Here is a 15945-nt window from a genome sequence, read left to right on the forward strand (position 1 = left end):
GATCTGCGTTTCTGTGTATCGAGACTTTTTCATCAGGAGTTCTCCTTTCTTGGCTCAGTTTACGCCGAAGAACTCTAAAAAGGTATGTCGCTATTTTAGGGGAGGTTTACAATATCGCCATTAATAAGGCATCTAGCACTATTTCCTTAGTGATCCGTGATTGCAGTGACCAGTCAATGACTTTACGTGAGAACAAATCGACAACCACAGCCAAGTAAAGCCACCCCTCATGAGTGCGGATATGGCTTTCGCCGCTACGATGACGAGGCTTCCGGTATCCAACTTGAGCTTTTAGCCCTTCATCTCGCATCAGCCGATAAACACGATTCTCACCGCACTTTTCACCAACATCACGTAAATCAGAGTGGACTTTACGATAACCATACACACCACCTGACTCTAACCAGAACTGCTTAATCAAACCTGTAAGACGTTGATTGGCTTTTGCTCGTTTAGAATGAGGCTGTTTGTTCCATGCGTAATATCCACTCGGATGAACATCGAACATTTTACACAGCCAGCGAACAGGCCACCTGTCCGAGTTTTCTTTTATAAAGGCATACCTCAGTCGGACTGCTTTGCGAAGTATGCCGCGGCTTTTTTCAACAGATCACGTTCTTCTGTTGTTCGCTTTAACTCTTTTTGCAACCGTCTAATTTCAGCCTGAGCATCGCTTAATTCGTTGTGCTGTTTAGAATCAGGACCGTATTTTTTAACCCACGCATAAAGACTGTGCGTTGTGACATCTAATCGTTTGGCAACGTCAGATATTGCATGGCCGCGATCAACCACTTGTTTAACCGCTTCAATTTTGAATTCTTCTGGGTAGCGCTTGCCGCTCATATGCACCTCTATATTTTTAGTTAGTTTATCTAACTAAGAGGCGTCTAGGGAATTAGTGTCGATTCAGATGTTGCTAAATGAAGTTACTAAGTTTTTTTATCGTTTTTTTAATGAGTGGTTGCGCTAGCATTCCTCTGAGCACAATGATGAAATTTAGCTCTTTTCAAATGAGTGATTTTGTGGCCTTACAACCAGAGGATATCAAAGCAAAAATCATAATTGATGAGCCTGTTAAAATTGATATCGAAAAAGTTGATTTGAGTCTTGAGTTGGAAACTGAGCAGTACAATAAAATGTATAAGTTTCCATTATCGTTAATTGAAACGAAAGACATTCCAGCAAAAACCGGTTGGTTCGGTGATGATGAGGCTAAGACAGAGTATACATTCAATTTGAGCTCTGAGTCTCTTCAAAATTTCCAAGAAGTACAGCAATTATTATCTACACACAGTACCGGAACATTTGGTTTGTCTGTCAACTCGGGGTTTGAGTCTTTACCTTCAGATCTTGAAAGTGTTAATTTATCGATACTTTTAAAGCTGGCGAGTGACGACGACTTCACGCCAATTTTTGAAGATGCCACGATAAAAATCCATCGTATGGATTAACAATAGTGTTAAATTCTCCGCAGGAACCCAAGTATTCGGGATATGTTGACGAGTAAACCCAATAAGATTTTACTCAGTGCGCAGTGCCGGTGATAGATACAGAATTTAATTACATAGGAATGTTTATGGAAACAGATTCTCTACTTCTTTTTGTTGTTGCGTGTTTAACGCTCAATATGATCCCCGGGCCTGATGTTATTTACGTCGTTACTAACGCCATGAAAGGCAAGGTTAGTGACGGTTGGAAAGCGGCCCTAGGCTTGGGCGTTGGTTATTTGTTTCACACTTTGGCTGCATGCCTGGGGCTTTCTGCGCTTATTCTCAGTTCTGCTTACGCTTTTTCTATTATTAAGTGGTTGGGTGCCGTATACCTTTTTTATTTAGGTATTCAAGCTGTTGTGAGTGCATTGAGGGGAAAATCCAATTTAGCCATTGTGGATAATCACTCGCCGCAACGCGATATTTTTAAACAAGGACTGATCGTTAGTATTCTAAACCCTAAAGTCGCTTTGTTTTTTCTGTCTTTTCTTCCGCAATTTGTTAACTCGGGTGAAGCCTCTTCAAGCATGCAGTTTTTGATTTTGGGCGTGATATTTACCTGTTTGGCAACGGCTTGTAATGCAATTTACGCAACATTGGGTACTTTATTGTTTTCTAGACCTGAAACACAAAAATACTCAAGCGTATTGGAAGGCTTTTCGGGAGTATTGCTTATTGGCCTTGCTGCCAAGGTCGCAACCAACGAGCGTTAGCCTTTTACGTTGATGATTATCACTTTATTAATTCAAGGATGATTAATGAGATTATTATTTCTAACACTACTTTTTATGCTTTCTGCTTGCTCAACAGAGACAGACGAACTAGCGTCTTTGGCGAGTCAGCAATACAACAAAAGCAATGAAGTAGAGACTTGGCTCGATGATGGTACGTTACATTTTGCTACCGGATTAGAATGGCAAAAAGCGTCTTTTCAAAACAAACGTGCTACGTTGTCTGATTACCTTCGTGCGCTTCATAAGCAGGGGATGCTTACGTTCGACATCGCAAGTAATGATACATTGATACCTTACTGCGATATTCTGGTGAAGCAACTCAATGAACATTTCGAGATGATAGGCCCCGCGGTCGAAAACATCAAAAAATTTGAAAACACTTCGGTCAGTGATGCTGTGGTGAAATTGGCGTCGCGAAACGGCTGGTTGAAGAAGGTATAATCTAGCGAAATTGTGTTTTTACCGCCTGATTTTACTTAGCCGTGGTTCAATCTCAACAAAGTATACCTTAAGAAGTGTTACGTAATATTTTAAGTAGGTAGGTTGTGAAATACTCTCTATTATTGGCGTTTTTAATTGCTTTTTGTTCAAATGCTGATGATCGCACTACAGATGCGGTCAGCCGTTTTATCGATAGCCAGCATTTAACCCATTCACCCGAACTTGTTTCCGATGATGAAGTCGGGGTCTTGAAGCAGTATTTTGTACTACAAAAAGACCTTGTGTCTGTACTATGGACTTATCAAAATGGTAATGCTTGGCAAGAGAGGTTAACGTTGTTACGGGTTGATGGTTCAGATTTTATCGAATTATCAACACGCGCTCTTTTGGGGCGGGTTGTTGCTGCGAAAACTTCAGAGAATCATTTATTAATTGATGTAGAACAGTATGCAGAGAGTGATCCAAGGTGCTGCCCGAGTATCAAAAAAACGCTGAAATTCAAAGTGAATGGTAATAGGCTTGAAAACGTCGTACCTGCGACTAACGATACACCACAGGTACTTTAAACAGTGGGCTTGCTCAAACGTCTATGTGATGCCTTGTGTTCAGTAAGGCATTCAACGTTTGCATTGTTAAGGTATCCATACACTTCTTGTTATGCCACGTATCGGCGAGAGGAACGGTGACCCCTTGATGATCCTTTTCGCCTACCATGACACCTGATTCTCCTTGCGAAATTGCTTCAATCGCCCGAATCGCAAGTTTAGTGGCGAGTAATCTATCTTGGCTGACCGGAGAGCCTCCGCGCTGTACATGGCCGAGGATCACGGGGCGGATTTCACTGGTTGTCAATTGTGACAGCTGTTCACACAGCGCATTGATCCCGCCAGGCCAGAGTTTTTCGGCCAAAACGATGATAAAACTTTCATGGCCGTAGCGTTGCTGATGCACGTTAATTTGTTCAATACACTGTGTCAATGTTCGCTCGGTGTCATGGAATAACTCCGGTAAAATGGCAAAGTTTGACGCCGACGCAATTGCGGCGTTTAACCCTAAAAATCCGGCATGACGGCCCATAACCTCTACTACGAATACGCGTTCGAAGGCTTCTGCGGTATCTCGAATTTTATCGATTGATGTCACGGCGGTTTCAATAGCGGTATAGTAGCCAATCGTGGCGTCTGTGCCGTAAATGTCATTGTCGATGGTGCCAGGTAAACCAATAATTTGCCCATTCCAAAATTGTGAGAGATGGACACCACCACGAAATGAGCCGTCTCCACCGATGATCACCAAGGCATCGATATTGTGAGACTCGAGATTTGCCGCGGCCAATGATGCGCCGTCATCAGTTTCAAATTGTTTGCAGCGAGCGCTGCGTAACAGTGTGCCACCGCGTTGTATATGGTTGTGAACCAGTCGGGTGTTTAATGGCTTGCTATCATTGTTGAGTAGTCCTTGATAGCCGTGTTCAAAGCCAAGAATGGTATAGCCTTTGCGTTCCGCTTCAATAACAAGCGCACGAATACAGGCATTCATGCCGGGGGCGTCTCCGCCTGAGGTTAATACAGCAATCCGTTTGGTCATTGTTTTTCCTCGTTTATGCGTGTTTTCGCGTTACAGTTTGTTACGTCTTGTGCGGAACTAAATACACGCTATAGTCATCCATTAGGGTACAGAGTGTGTTTCAATATATAGATTAACTTCAAAGGCTTAAGCTTGGCAGAAAAATCATCATCTACCAAGGATTCAGATCAAACACAGGGTGTATTCATGAAAAAAGCGTTGTTATTTATCGCTGTTATATTGCTTAGTGCGTGTTCGTCTAAGTTTGGTTACAACAATGCGGATTGGTTGATCTACTGGTATTTAGATGACTACGTAGAATTGACCAGTGATCAAGAAGACGTGTTCGATAAAAAAATGGCAGGCTGGATGCGCTGGCATCGCAACGAGGAGCTTGCTAAATACAAAGCGCATTTGTTGCAGGTAAAAGATGACGTATTAAACGGTAAAATGACTCCCGAACGTGTCACTTACCATTTAGATCAAGGGACATCGCATTGGGAACGAGTACGTGACCATTTATCGCCTCAAATTGCAGAGTTAGCCGCGACGTTAGACGCAAAACAAATCTCCTATTTTTTTGCTGCCTTAGAAAAAGAAAATAAAGAGGAAGAGGAAAAAATACGAGAAGCTGATGCATTAGATGATGAAGAGCGACTGTCGCGTCGAATTGAAGATTTACAACAAAATGTTGAAGGCTTTATTGGCAAAATGACGGAAGAGCAAAAGGCCATAGTGATCAAATATGCGCCCAACTTTACGTCTACAAGAAAAGATTGGTTGGCTTATCGACGCGACATTCAACAAGCCGCACGACAACTCTTCGCAACGCGTAATGACAACCCTCAGTTTGTTACTGATCTCAATGCGTTGATGCAAAACCCAGACGCTTATCGCGGTGAGCAGTATCAAGTCGAACGTCGCTTTAATCGCGTTGAATTTGGGCGTATGTTGTCAGAAGTATCAACTACGTTGACAAATAAACAAAAAGACAAGCTTATCGATGAATTAGACGGTATCATCGCCGACCTTAACGATTTAATGGAAGACAATGAGTGAACGACGCCGTTAGGCCGGGTTTAGGTTTATTTCTCTCTTTAATTACTGCGGTGTTATGGGGAGTACTACCGCTGTTTTTGACCGTTTGTTTACAAGCGATGGACAGCCCCACCATTACTGTTTATCGTTTTTTCACCGCGGCTGTGGTCGTCGCGGCTGTGCTTGCCTATAAACGCAAACTCCCAAAGCTAACTAGCTTTAGCGCACCCATTATTGGTTTGTCGGTGTTGGCAACGGTAATGTTGGTTATTAACTATACCTTCAATGTTATTGGGTTAATGTATCTCAGCCCTGGCAGTGTTCAGGTCCTCATGCAAATAGCGCCGTTTGCGTTAATGTTGGGAGGGGTGTTTTTCTACAAAGAGAGTTTTGCCCGCATGCAGCGTTGGGGCGCGGTATGCCTGATTGCAGGGCTCGCGTTGTTTTTCAATCAGCGATTACCGCAAATTATCTCGTCACCTTCAGAAGATGTCGTGGGTATTGGCATCATTGTGATCGCAGCGTTGACCTGGGCGGCCTATGCATTGTGCCAAAAAGTAATATTGAAACAAATGACGGCGATGCAATTAACCTTGTTTTTATATGTCATGGGATGCGTTATCTTGTTGCCTTTCGCCGAATTGCAGCACCTAGGAAATATGGATGCAGTTCAATTGTCTGCATTAGCATTTTGCTGTTTGAATACGCTAATTGGTTATGGTGCTTTTACGGAAGCCCTTAGGGTTTGGTATGCATCAAGAGTCAGTGCTGTGATCGCACTGGCACCTGTTTTCACATTTGTCTCAACCGCGGTGGCCGAGAGCCTATGGCCAGATCAGTTTACCCAACCAGCTTTAGGTTGGGTTGCATATGCTGGCGCTGCGTTAGTAGTCGGTGGCTCGATGCTTGCGGCGTTAGGGCGAGAAAGGTAAGCGTACTGTTATTTTTGATGCTTGATGTATCGTGTGAGATCTTCCAACAACCCGTCTAATTTTTGTTGGTGGTGAGGCTTGAGTGGCATGCCATCAACCGTTTTGAATACCTGTTTACATTCTCTGACTAGCACGGGTTCAGGTTTGGTGTTCATTGCGAGAATTTTTAAATTACATTGTAATAAATTAAGCGCTACGCCAGTATTCACTGGGGCATGTTCTTGTGCTTGAAGGAAGGCTATTCGCGCTTCTTCAAATTTCCCTTGCTGATAAAGCGTAATACCACGTTTGTTGTGAGTGGCGTAATCGGCTTGTTTTCGTTCTGCGCGATTTCTAATGCGTCCCATCAGATACTGGCTATTAGGATCTAATTCTGTGCCTTGCGCCTTTAATTGCGCCATTAAATTCGCGGCTTCTTCAAATTCACCTAAGTCGAACATGACCTTAAGGCTTTCTGGCGCAAACCCAGCTGGATATTCGTCATAACGGCGTTCTATTTGTAATTGTGAGCGCAACATTTCAGCCTTGGCTTCAATGAGTTTTCCATCGAGTAAAGACACGCGCGCATTGACCAATTTCTCAAATATACTGAGGTCAAAATCTTGGTTTACTTTTGACAAATTGTCATCAAATTGACTTCGGTGGATCAGAAGTAATGCTTCTTGCTGATAACGGTTTTTAACCCGCCGATCATCACTGGCCTCAGCGGCATCGAGAATACTTGCAATATGGTTGCACCAATGCTGAATATCTTGATGTACAGTGCGTTTAGACAACTCCCAAATTTGCAAACTGGATTCGGTTAATAACTCCCAATCCCCATTCTCACGAGCAATGCGGCAAGCGATATACTGTCGGTTAAGCGAGAGTGGCGATATTTTTATGGCCTGCTTAATCGCGGTGATGGCTTCTTCTTTATGCGTCAGTATACTTTCGCTTTCTGCCAGAATATCGTAGGCCTCTGCATTAAACCGATTGTGCACGAGAATTTGTTTCGCCAATTTGGCCGATTGTTCAGCATTCCCCTTGAGCAAATGGGTTTTCGCTAGCGCGATTTGTGTCCATAATGCCGGCATTGCTTTTTCATCGTGGGTCAACAAAGCAAGTGCATTATCTAATTGCTCGGTCTGCCAATACAATTCCACTAATACTTGCACACAATAGCGTTGATAAATACTACTTTGCTTCGCTAATCCTTTAACCAGCTTAATTGCGGTATAGATGTCGTCTTTAAACAGGGCGTCATACACTGGCAACATAAATTGGCGTTTAAGCCATGCACGATTAATACGGCTTTTCAGCTGAGCTTGTGAAAAGGGTTTGACGATATAATCATCTGGCCGGCGTTCAAGCGAGCCTAAAACCATTGGCCGCGCGCTATCCGCGCTCATGATTAAAAAGACAGTGCTGGCTTTGATCATTTTTCGAATGCGTAGTTCTTCGATTAACTCAAAGCCATTTTTCTTGTCAGCACCTAAGTGCAAATCGGCAATCACAACATCGAATTTTTGTTTTCTGCACATTGAGAGGGCTTGGTCTGCAGAATGGGCAATACCCACTTCTTTGGCACCAAGGTTGTTCACCAATCCACGTAATAGCAATAAAAACGGACGCTGATCTTCAATGATTAAAATCCGTTTATTTGCATAAGTCGTGGATGCAAAAGGCGTATCCTGTTTGTCATTAAGCAAAGGGTGCAAAAATGAAACCATGTATTATGTGATTATCGCTAAATTATGAACGTGCTTAAGTATTTTCACAACCTGTCGATAGCAATATCAATGAATCATCTTAATCTGAATAAGTGAAAGTACATGGCTGACATTGATCAAACTGTGGTTCGTGCGCCCTCAGGTATCGAGTGGCAGGGCACGCTTGCACGTACCGCTGGTCAAGGTGCGGCCTTCAATTTGTACTTAGCGTTGGCGCAGTCAGCTGATAGCCATATACATTTTGATGACAACAGTTCGTTGCCGGTTGAAGACGATTTTCCTCAGCGATTAAATCAATATCGCCGCCCGCCACTTAAAATTGATGAGGTGCGTGCTGAAATTCACAAAGCCTGGCATGAAGGGTTATATCACACCAATGAAGCTCAGCATTGTTACTTAAACTTGTGGCAGAGCATGCATCCTGATGCGCTATCTGTGCATGATGATCCGATGTTTATTACGCCGGATATTATCGAAAATTGTGATTTACAAGCTCAGCGCCGTTTGTCACGTTTACGTCAAACTGATAAAACAGCACAAACCAACGCGACAGAAGCTTACCCAACCGATGCCACACAACTTTCTGAGCTAATTGAACTGGCTAACTCTTTCTCTCTGGCAAGTTAGCGTGCATTGAATATCAACACATCTGGCACTTAGGCTTTAAAACTACGTCTCGCTCTGGTATATTGCGCGCCGCATTTTTGCACTGGTTTTACGTTCCAACTCGCAAAGGTAAATAATGATGAGTCAGTATGTAGTATGCGCAATGTATAAATTCGTTGCGTTAGAAGATTATCAAGCTATGCGTCAGCCACTGGTTGAAGCAATGGAAAGTTATGGCATTAAAGGGACATTACTCCTCGCTGAAGAAGGGATAAACGGCACCGTATCGGGTACAAGAGAGGGCATCGATGCTCTACTTGCTTATCTCAACAGCGATGCGCGCATAAACCCCATCTCTTTTAAAGAGTCGCTTCACGATACCCAGCCTTTTTACCGCACCAAGGTAAAACTGAAAAAAGAAATCGTGACCATGGGCGTGGAAGGTATCGACCCACGTCGCACGGTGGGTACGTACGTAAAACCTAAAGACTGGAACGCATTGATCAGCGACCCAGACGTGACCTTGATTGATACCCGTAATGTTTACGAAATCGAAATTGGTACCTTCAAAAATGCGGTAAACCCTGACACCAAAACATTTCGTGAGTTTCCGCAGTATGTAAAAGACAACCTCGACCCTGCAAAACACAAAAAAGTGGCGATGTTCTGCACGGGTGGCATTCGTTGTGAAAAATCGACTGCTTATTTGAAAGAGCAAGGTTTTGAAGAAGTGTATCACCTTGAAGGTGGCATTTTGCAGTACTTGGAAGACGTTCCTAAAGAAGAAACGATGTGGGAAGGCGACTGCTTTGTATTCGACAACCGTGTTGCAGTAAACCACGACCTTGAGAAAAGCGAATATGAACAGTGCTACGCGTGTCGTTTACCCATTACTGACGAAGACAAAGCCAGTGATAAATACGAGCAAGGCGTAAGTTGCCCACATTGCTATGGTACCCATTCTGAAGAACAAGTTGCGCGGTTCCGCGAACGTGAAAAGCAAGTTAACCTTGCCAGAGCGCGTAACGAAGAGCACGTGGGCACGGAAGCGCGTGATGCGATGCACAATCGTCGCCAGAAAAAAGCACAAGAGCAACGTGCTCGTGCAGAAGCGGCTAAGCAAAAGCAGTCGTAGACATGGGTAAAAGAGGGCGGTACACTGCCTTCAAGTTTTATTTTTAAGTGGAACAGGTCATGGAAACTCAATTATCAGCGGAGAAGATCGCTGAAATACAAAAGGATTTCAGTTTTTTCGATCGAGACGGCAACGGTCAGATCGATTTGCCCGAGTTCATTGAATTATTAACGGTTTTATCACCTAAAACTAAAGTCAGCAGTGTTGAAGACGGTTTTGCCTTAATCGACAGCAATGGCGATGGTTTTATCGACTTCGAAGAGTTCTTGTCGTGGTGGCAAGAGTCTTGGTGGGAATACTGATCAACCTATTTGGTCAATTCAATACCTAATAGAGAAGCCGGCGAATGCCGGCTTTTTTGTGACTGTTTTGACGAGAGACTCGGCCATTTACAACTATCCCAATTACTACATAGACAAGCCAACAAAGAAAATCCTCCATTTTTTTTCTACATAAGCGAATTAAGTTAAAAAAACTTATAATTCAATAGTTTCCCGACTATAACCAAAAGGCTGGATATGACATTCCAGCAAAATACTATTTCGGTTTTTCGAATTAGTGTTGAAGGTATCTATAAAACTTAAAAAATGAAAGGTGGATAGGTTCACAGCTCACCACCGAAAAATTATCCGGGAAACCACACTATGAAGACTAAAGTATCTATGCTGGCTCAGCAGATGCGATATGCACTGGCAACCACGGTTGCTGCAGGTGCATTGGTATCTACACCAGTTTTAGCGCAAGACGAAGAAGCTGATAACGGCGTTGTTGAGAAAATTGCGGTAGTGGGGTCACGTGCTGCACCTCGTTCAGCCACTGATTCAGCTGTTCCAGTAGACATTATTTCTGAAGAAGAATTTGTTAATCAAGGCGCCACTGATATGGTGTCAATGTTACAAACGGTTGTGCCTTCTTTTAACGTTAACGACCAACCCATTAACGACGCATCGACGTTAGTTCGTCCGGCGAACTTACGCGGCATGGCTTCAGATCACACTTTGGTGTTGGTAAACGGTAAGCGTCGTCATCGTTCAGCGGTCATCACCTTCTTGGGGGGCGGTTTGTCAGACGGTGCTCAAGGCCCTGATATCTCAACTATCCCAGCATCAGCGCTTAAGCAAGTAGAAGTTTTGCGTGATGGTGCTGCGGCACAATACGGTTCTGACGCCATTGCTGGTGTGGTGAACTTTGTGTTGAAAGATGATGCTGAAGGCGGCATTTTTGAGGCCCGCTCAGGCTCTTATTACGAAGGCGACGGCGATATGATGCAGTTGTCTGGCAATATTGGTTTACCACTAGGCGCTGATGGTTTTGCGAATATTTCAGCAGAGTACCGTACCGCTGATGCAACGTCTCGTAGCGTTCAGCGTGATGACGCCGCGGCACTTATTGAAGCCGGTAACACCTATGTGGCAGATCCCGCTCAGATCTGGGGAAATCCAGAAGTCAAAGACGACATTAAAATCTTCGCAAACTTCGGTTACGACTTAGGTGATAGCCAGCTTTACGCTTTTGGTAACTATGCGACCCGAGAAGTAGAAGGTGGATTTTACTATCGTAACCCACACACTCGCGGTGGTGTTTATGACGGTGGCACAGATGAAGACGGCAATGCATTATTGCTAGTCGGCGATTTAGATGGTGTAGGCACAGGTATTGAGTGTCCAACAGTTACCATTACCGACGGTAACGTGCTCGATGATAATGATTACCTCACTATTGCCGACAATTCCACTGCAGTGGGGGCAAACTGTTTTGCCTTCAACGAAATGTTCCCAGGTGGCTTTACACCACGTTTCGGTGGCACAGTAAATGATGCGTCATTTGTTTTTGGTACCAAAGGTGAATTTGGTAATGAAATTGGTTACGACGTGAGTGTTAACTTGGGTCGAAATGAAGTCGATTTCGCGATTAAAAACACCATTAACCCTTCTTTAGGTCCAGACTCGCCAACATCATTCAAACCAGGTAAATATATACAGTCAGAACAAACCCTGGACCTTGATTTGACTAAGCCTGTTGATGTTGGCTTGTCTGAACCGCTCTATTTCGCCGGTGGTTTTCAATATCGCCATGAGTCTTACGAAAGCATTGCCGGTGATGATGCGTCTTACGCCATCGGTAGCCTAGCGTCTCAAGGCTTTGGTATTGGTTCTAACGGCTTCCCTGGCTTGTCAGCGAAAAGCGCGGGTAAAGCCTCTCGTCACAACATTGCGTTTTACCTTGATGTTGAAACTTACCTAACTGAAGATTTGTTGTTAACTGCTGCATTGCGTTATGAAGACTTCTCAGATTTTGGTGACACTACCAAAGGTAAAGTAGCATTGCGTTATCAGGCCACAGACGGCATTGCGTTCCGTGGTGCTTATAGCACAGGCTTTAAGGCTCCGACTATTGGTCAAAGTAACGTGCGTAACGTAACTACCGCATTTGGTACTGGTGGCAAGTTAATCGACCGCGCTACCTTACCTCCAACCGATCCTATCTCTGTTCAGAAGGGCGGTACTCAACTTACTCCAGAAGAATCAGTAAGCATGAGCTTTGGTGTTATCGCTGAGTTTGATAGTGGCTTATTTATTACAGCTGACTATTACAACATTGAGCTGACTGACCGTATTAGTACCACTTCAGGTATTGCGTTGACTGAAGAAGATATTGCTGCGCTACTGGCGCAGGGTGTTGAAGACGCATCTAGCTTCTCTGAAGTAAGTTTCTTTACCAATGACTTCGATACGACAACGGAAGGCGTTGATATTGTTGCTAACTACAGCATGCCAATGATGGGTGGTGATACTAAGTTTGCATTAGCGTATAACTGGACGTCGACCACAGTAGACGAATATTCAGATAACATCTCTGAAGAACGTGTTCGCATGTTAGAAAATAACCTACCAGCCGTTCGTTATAGCCTTACTGCGGATCATACCAATGGTGATTGGCGCTTCCTTGGTCGCTTAAACTATGCCGGTAGTATCTATGAAGATCACTTAGACTCGGCGTTACCTATTAACAAAGTAGGATCTGAGTTTACGGTAGATGTTGAAGTAGGCTACTACTTAACTGAAAACCTTCAGTTAGTTGCAGGTGCAAAAAATGCCCTTGATGAGCGACCTGATCGCAATACTATGTACGACAATGAAGTAGCAGGCTCTGAATATCCGACTACATCACCTATCGGCATTAATGGTGGTTTTTATTACCTTCGTGGTATTTACACCTTCTAAAGCTGAGCAAAGTGCAGTGTAACTGCGTATAATTGTGGCCCGGCCGGTAATGGCCGGGCTTTTATCAAACGGTCATATAAATAAAGTAATGTCGAATAAGTCAAAAGTTGCCGATACGTTTATCAAATATCGAAACCGCTTGATGCGGGCGGTAAGCGCGATCGTAGACGTTGATGATATCGAAGATATTGTGCAGGACGCATTTGTAAAAAGCTATGAGGCTGAATTAAAGCAAGAAATTAGTTACGAACGCACATATATGATGCGAACAGTGAAGAATCTTGCGATTAATCATGTCAGCAAGGCTGCCTACAAACAGAACGATTTAATTGATAACATGGACGCGTTACCAGATGAAATTCTGGGGTACTCTCTTGAAAAAGATATTGAGAGTAAAGAGCGATTTTTAAATTTTTGCCGTGCAGCAGACAATTTAACACCCGATGTGAAAAGGGTGTTTCTGTTAAAAAAGGTTTATGGGCTCAAACAGGCAGAAATTGCCGAGATGCTGGATTTGAGTGAAAGTACCGTAGAAAAGCACGTTGCGAAAGGCCTGATGTTGTGTGCGCAACATCTCGCGCGGGTCGGGCATCCCAACAAAGCCCAAAAAACACATAAGCAATTAGGTTAGGTTTATCGCAGTAATGAGTAACGTCAGTCAATTCGTCAGCAAAGAACAAATTCAGTCGCAAGCATGTGAGTGGATCAGCAAGCTCGATCGTGGTCTGAAGTCCGACGAGGAAGCCATGTTGCAAGACTGGGTGAATGAAAGTCCTGCGAATTACAAGTCTTTGGTCGATATGGCGAGTTTGTGGGACGACCTCAGTGTATTGAACGAACTCAAAGGTTTAATAGCGAATAGCGGCGTTAAAAAGCGTAAAACGAAACAATGGTTTATGCCTGTTTCTGCAGCAGCTTCATTCCTCGTGTTGGTGTTAGTCGGGTGGGTGACGTACTCTCATATTACGCCTTCATCTTCTACCTACAGCGAAGCGCCAATCACTCAGTTTGCGAGCACTAAAGTGGGTGAGCAAAAAAACTTAGTGTTGTCTGATGGCTCTGAGATTTTATTAAACACCCAAACCTCAGTGAAGATTGATTACTATTCTGATAAACGTGTGGTGCATTTATTACAAGGGGAAGCGCACTTTGACGTGGCCTCGAATAAATCTCGCCCCTTTACTGTTTACGCAGGCGAGCACTCAGTGACTGCCGTTGGAACAGCATTTAATATGGAGTTTCTCGACAGCCGTCAGTTGGAGCTCGTTGTTACCGAAGGTAAGGTGTTGGTGAAAAACTCTCCGAAACAGGGAGACGCTGGCCAAGTAGTGACTGCTGACAGCGTAATTCAAAATCAAGGCGTTTTGGTGTTTTCTGGTGAAAGAGCATGGGTCAGCGATAGAATTGAGCGCAGAGAGAGTTTAACCCAGTCTGAAATGTCGCAAAACCTTGCGTGGCAAGAAGGGCAATTAGTATTTTCAGGCGATAATTTGGAAAGCGTGTTAAAAGAAATCAGCCGTTATTCTTCTCAAGATTTTATCATCGATAACGATGCGTTAAAGCAAACCCAGGTTGCTGGCTATTTTAAAGTCGGTGATATTAACAGCTTGTTGGCGTCGCTTGAGTATAGCTTTGGCATTGCTCATCACAAAGACGCGCACAATGTCATTCACCTTTCGTCGATTAAAGACGCGCCGTAGTTCTTTCTTGTTTCATTTGGCGGGCGCGTAGCGACGCTTTCGCCAACACCAGCGCCACACACCTGTAATCACAAGCAAGCCACTTGCTAGCCCCGTGACTATCCAAAATACACGCAGTACATTGCCTCCCACTTCGCCATTGTGCAACGGGTGCATCCATTGCATGACTTTGTCGGTGCGGCTAGCACTGCTGGCTAATTGCGTGTTAATAACCTTGCCAGAAAGGCCGTCGATAACAATACTCGACTTCGGAAACCGCCTTGATAGTTCGCCATTTTCTTTAAATCTAATGGTGAAATACGGCGTGTGAGTATCGGGAGTATAAATCCACGCCAGCCTTTGTTGACCAATAGTTGCTTGCGCTACCTTTAATGCCTCAGATATACGGATATATGACGGAGGCGCAGGTAATGGTGCCTGCTCTGTTGTTGCGATAGAAGCTGATACAGTACTCGGCGAGAAAAGGTTAAGCACAAATTTTGTTTGTGTGGGAAGAGCAAGTGCAACGCCTGTAATACAGAGTATAAGCAGCGGTATGCATGCAGTTGCGCCGACTAACAGATGTAATTGGTGTAATTTGATCTGTTTTGCACTGTGCCTATGGTAACTCAGTCTTCTTTTCCACCGCTTAGGTTTCGGCCACCAAGCTACAGCGCCCATCGTTAAAAACACGCACGTCACTAAACCCAAAATGCCGACAATCATGGTTCCGGTACTACCACTTAACAATTGGAAATGGGCATTAAATAGCCACGTCATCAACGACGTATCCCAAAACGTCTCACGGATGATGAGATTGCCGTCTCTACTAATCCACACGAGTTTGGGGGCAAAATTAATACTTTTGTGATCAGGGGGCGAATAATACCGAGCTGCGATTGGCTGAGTGTTGTCGTTGTTTACCTCGAATCGCCAACGATTTTCATAGTTCGGGTATCGCGCTTTTAACGTTGATAGAATATTGTCCCAATTTGGGGCTGAGTCGCTAGAGGCGTGATAAGCGCGTAATTCGGGATGCAACCAACGATCGATGTCGGTGTAATAGGTGAGGAATGCACCAGATATCCCCATAAACAATACAAAGATGGATAATACTATACCAATTCGAATATGCCAGGTACGACAAAACTGCTTCATAGGTAAATAACGAAAACGGCCATTTTATCCCATTAAGGATGTGAAGTAAGTACGGCAAATTGTCGCAGCGAAATGTTTGTTTATTGAACAGTTGAGCTAAAGCCGAGTATGGGCGTAGCGTGATAATTGGCAGATTGTCACAGTTTGTGTCAATATTTATGCCTAATAATAATAACTCACAGACGAAGCTCGTTCTTGCGCTATTTATCTACCCGAATAAAACCCATTGC

15 protein-coding genes and 1 pseudogene are annotated in these 15945 nt (G+C 43.9%); 12 read left to right on the forward strand and 4 right to left on the reverse strand.

Annotation, left to right across the window (positions count from 1 at the left end):
- Positions 1-112: 112 nt before the first annotated feature.
- Positions 113-843: pseudogene (locus ACXAH6_RS14400) on the reverse strand (IS3 family transposase); the annotation flags it as partial.
- Between the two features lie 77 nt (positions 844-920).
- Between ACXAH6_RS14400 and ACXAH6_RS14405 the strand changes: the two are divergent.
- From ACXAH6_RS14405 to ACXAH6_RS14420, 4 genes are all read left to right on the forward strand, one after another.
- Positions 921-1451, forward strand: a complete 531-nt coding sequence (locus ACXAH6_RS14405; RefSeq protein ID WP_474877906.1) for a hypothetical protein — start codon at positions 921-923, stop codon at positions 1449-1451.
- Between the two features lie 125 nt (positions 1452-1576).
- A complete protein-coding gene (locus tag ACXAH6_RS14410; protein WP_474877908.1) occupies positions 1577-2203 on the forward strand; it encodes a LysE family translocator in 627 nt (208 codons plus the stop codon).
- A gap of 45 nt (positions 2204-2248) precedes the next feature.
- Positions 2249-2665 (forward strand): hypothetical protein, encoded by a 417-nt coding sequence (locus ACXAH6_RS14415; RefSeq protein ID WP_474877909.1) that lies wholly within the window; start codon positions 2249-2251, stop codon positions 2663-2665.
- Between the two features lie 104 nt (positions 2666-2769).
- Entirely contained in the window at positions 2770-3231 is a 462-nt protein-coding gene (locus ACXAH6_RS14420; RefSeq protein ID WP_474877910.1) for a hypothetical protein, read from the forward strand.
- A 13-nt stretch (positions 3232-3244) separates the two neighbouring features.
- Here ACXAH6_RS14420 and ACXAH6_RS14425 read toward each other — a convergent pair whose 3' ends face one another.
- Positions 3245-4252 (reverse strand): ATP-dependent 6-phosphofructokinase, encoded by a 1008-nt coding sequence (locus tag ACXAH6_RS14425; RefSeq protein ID WP_474877911.1) that lies wholly within the window; start codon positions 4250-4252, stop codon positions 3245-3247.
- A gap of 186 nt (positions 4253-4438) precedes the next feature.
- Between ACXAH6_RS14425 and ACXAH6_RS14430 the strand changes: the two genes are divergently transcribed.
- Both ACXAH6_RS14430 and ACXAH6_RS14435 read left to right on the forward strand, forming a co-directional pair.
- The gene (locus ACXAH6_RS14430) at positions 4439-5290 is read left to right on the forward strand and encodes a DUF6279 family lipoprotein (protein ID WP_474877913.1); all 852 of its coding nucleotides are present in this window, start codon (positions 4439-4441) and stop codon (positions 5288-5290) included.
- Positions 5287-6201, forward strand: coding sequence for a DMT family transporter (locus ACXAH6_RS14435; protein ID WP_474877914.1), 915 nt, complete (start codon positions 5287-5289; stop codon positions 6199-6201). Before ACXAH6_RS14430 ends, ACXAH6_RS14435 begins: the two co-directional genes overlap by 4 nt.
- Before the next feature lie 8 nt (positions 6202-6209).
- On the opposite strand, the gene ACXAH6_RS14440 is transcribed toward ACXAH6_RS14435, so the two are convergent.
- The gene (locus ACXAH6_RS14440; RefSeq protein ID WP_474877915.1) at positions 6210-7913 is read right to left on the reverse strand and encodes a response regulator; all 1704 of its coding nucleotides are present in this window, start codon (positions 7911-7913) and stop codon (positions 6210-6212) included.
- Between the two features lie 102 nt (positions 7914-8015).
- On the opposite strand from ACXAH6_RS14440, the gene ACXAH6_RS14445 reads away from it, so the two are divergent.
- From ACXAH6_RS14445 to ACXAH6_RS14470, 6 genes are all read left to right on the forward strand, one after another.
- On the forward strand, positions 8016-8540 hold the full coding sequence (locus tag ACXAH6_RS14445; protein ID WP_474877917.1) for a VC2046/SO_2500 family protein: 525 nt from the start codon (positions 8016-8018) through the stop codon (positions 8538-8540).
- A gap of 118 nt (positions 8541-8658) precedes the next feature.
- Entirely contained in the window at positions 8659-9654 is a 996-nt protein-coding gene (gene trhO / locus ACXAH6_RS14450; RefSeq protein ID WP_474878014.1) for an oxygen-dependent tRNA uridine(34) hydroxylase TrhO, read from the forward strand.
- A 59-nt stretch (positions 9655-9713) separates the two neighbouring features.
- Positions 9714-9956 (forward strand): EF-hand domain-containing protein, encoded by a 243-nt coding sequence (locus tag ACXAH6_RS14455; RefSeq protein ID WP_474877918.1) that lies wholly within the window; start codon positions 9714-9716, stop codon positions 9954-9956.
- Positions 9957-10298: 342 nt separating this feature from the next.
- On the forward strand, positions 10299-12878 hold the full coding sequence (locus ACXAH6_RS14460) for a TonB-dependent receptor plug domain-containing protein (RefSeq protein WP_474877919.1): 2580 nt from the start codon (positions 10299-10301) through the stop codon (positions 12876-12878).
- 88 nt (positions 12879-12966) lie between these two features.
- Positions 12967-13509 carry an RNA polymerase sigma factor gene (locus tag ACXAH6_RS14465; protein ID WP_474877921.1) on the forward strand — a complete coding sequence of 181 codons (543 nt, stop codon included), beginning with the start codon at positions 12967-12969 and terminating at the stop codon, positions 13507-13509.
- Between the two features lie 13 nt (positions 13510-13522).
- Positions 13523-14578: a FecR family protein gene (locus tag ACXAH6_RS14470; protein ID WP_474877922.1), complete on the forward strand. Its 1056-nt coding sequence runs from the start codon at positions 13523-13525 to the stop codon at positions 14576-14578.
- 12 nt (positions 14579-14590) lie between these two features.
- On the opposite strand, the gene ACXAH6_RS14475 is transcribed toward ACXAH6_RS14470, so the two are convergent.
- Positions 14591-15715 (reverse strand): PepSY-associated TM helix domain-containing protein, encoded by a 1125-nt coding sequence (locus ACXAH6_RS14475; protein WP_474877923.1) that lies wholly within the window; start codon positions 15713-15715, stop codon positions 14591-14593.
- Between the last annotated feature and the right edge of the window lie 230 nt (positions 15716-15945).

It is taken from the genome of Alteromonas sp. ABE4_545 (assembly GCF_056161325.1).

Coding starts and splice junctions, on each gene's coding strand:
- ACXAH6_RS14405 (WP_474877906.1), top strand. CDS start 921: ATGAAGTTACTAAGTTTTTTTATCGTTTTTTTAATGAGTGGTTGCGCT.
- ACXAH6_RS14410 (WP_474877908.1), top strand. CDS start 1,577: ATGGAAACAGATTCTCTACTTCTTTTTGTTGTTGCGTGTTTAACGCTC.
- ACXAH6_RS14415 (WP_474877909.1), top strand. CDS start 2,249: ATGAGATTATTATTTCTAACACTACTTTTTATGCTTTCTGCTTGCTCA.
- ACXAH6_RS14425 (WP_474877911.1), bottom strand. CDS start 4,252: ATGACCAAACGGATTGCTGTATTAACCTCAGGCGGAGACGCCCCCGGC.
- ACXAH6_RS14430 (WP_474877913.1), top strand. CDS start 4,439: ATGAAAAAAGCGTTGTTATTTATCGCTGTTATATTGCTTAGTGCGTGT.
- ACXAH6_RS14440 (WP_474877915.1), bottom strand. CDS start 7,913: ATGGTTTCATTTTTGCACCCTTTGCTTAATGACAAACAGGATACGCCT.
- ACXAH6_RS14445 (WP_474877917.1), top strand. CDS start 8,016: ATGGCTGACATTGATCAAACTGTGGTTCGTGCGCCCTCAGGTATCGAG.
- trhO (WP_474878014.1), top strand. CDS start 8,659: ATGAGTCAGTATGTAGTATGCGCAATGTATAAATTCGTTGCGTTAGAA.
- ACXAH6_RS14455 (WP_474877918.1), top strand. CDS start 9,714: ATGGAAACTCAATTATCAGCGGAGAAGATCGCTGAAATACAAAAGGAT.
- ACXAH6_RS14460 (WP_474877919.1), top strand. CDS start 10,299: ATGAAGACTAAAGTATCTATGCTGGCTCAGCAGATGCGATATGCACTG.
- ACXAH6_RS14465 (WP_474877921.1), top strand. CDS start 12,967: ATGTCGAATAAGTCAAAAGTTGCCGATACGTTTATCAAATATCGAAAC.
- ACXAH6_RS14470 (WP_474877922.1), top strand. CDS start 13,523: ATGAGTAACGTCAGTCAATTCGTCAGCAAAGAACAAATTCAGTCGCAA.
- ACXAH6_RS14475 (WP_474877923.1), bottom strand. CDS start 15,715: ATGAAGCAGTTTTGTCGTACCTGGCATATTCGAATTGGTATAGTATTA.